The following is a 933-nucleotide window of genomic DNA, read 5'->3' as shown; positions in this document are numbered from 1 at the left end:
CCACCATGTCCTCGTCGCCCGAGAACACCTCGGAGATGGTGCGCTCAAACACCGGCGCCTTGGCCCGAGGGTCGAAGTCGCAGGCCGCCACCAAGGTGATGCGCAGGTCTGGGTCCGGGGGCAGCAGCGCGCCCGTGCGCAAGTCCACCACGCCGTTGCGCACGCCCAGGTAGTGGCTGTGCTTGTCCAGCTCGGCAGCCGGCACGGCGACGCGCGGATCGCTGGACGCCAGCTTGACCATGTTGCTCACCATCCTGGCCTGCTGGCTCAGGGCGCAGAACTGGAAGAACTCGGCGCGTTCCTCGTGTTCCTCGACCTCGTTGACCAGGGCGCGGATGGTCTCTTTCGCCAGATGCTCGATTTCCACGTCCACCGCGCGGCGCCAGTAGACGCCGGTCCAGATGAACCACGTTCCGACCTCGGGCACGAACATCAGGCCGTCGCCGTAGCGGTCCAGCATGCGCTCGGCGTTGCCGAACTCGGTCAAGGGCCGCTTGGCCTGCACCGTGGCCGCCCGTGGTCCCACCAGCAGGGCGCGCGCCTGCGTGATGGGCATGTTGGTCTTGGTCAGGGCCTTGTAGCGCGCCTGGAAGGCGCCAATGATCTCCGTGCGCACCAGCGGGTCGTCAGGGATCAGCAGCTTCAGCTTCTCCAGCACCTCCTTTCCGCCCAACTTCAGGCTGTCGGTCTGCGACTGGATCAGTTCCTTGGCTTCGTCCAGCGCGGCGCGGCGCCCTTCGTGGTCCTTCTCGCGCTTGGCCTGCCCGCAGATTTTCAGCAACCAGCGCAGCGTGGTGGGCGCACCGCTGCCCCCGCCGAACGAGCGCCACTTGTAGTCGTACTGCTTGGGGTCGTCCTTGCTGGAGCGTGCTCCGTACTCCTTCCACAGCGCCAGCGCGTCGGACTCATGCTCGGTGCCTGCGAACTCGTGGT

1 protein-coding gene is annotated in these 933 nt (G+C 66.9%); it reads right to left on the bottom strand.

The features are described from left to right. A partial coding sequence (locus I6F47_RS20360) for a hypothetical protein (RefSeq protein WP_197184464.1) occupies positions 1-933 on the bottom strand: 933 nt, incomplete at both ends.

The sequence above is a fragment of the Pseudoalteromonas sp. NZS37 genome, from assembly GCF_015864265.1.
Classification (GTDB): domain Bacteria; phylum Pseudomonadota; class Gammaproteobacteria; order Enterobacterales; family Alteromonadaceae; genus Pseudoalteromonas; species Pseudoalteromonas arctica.
This window is presented reverse-complemented; position numbering and strand designations above follow the sequence as displayed.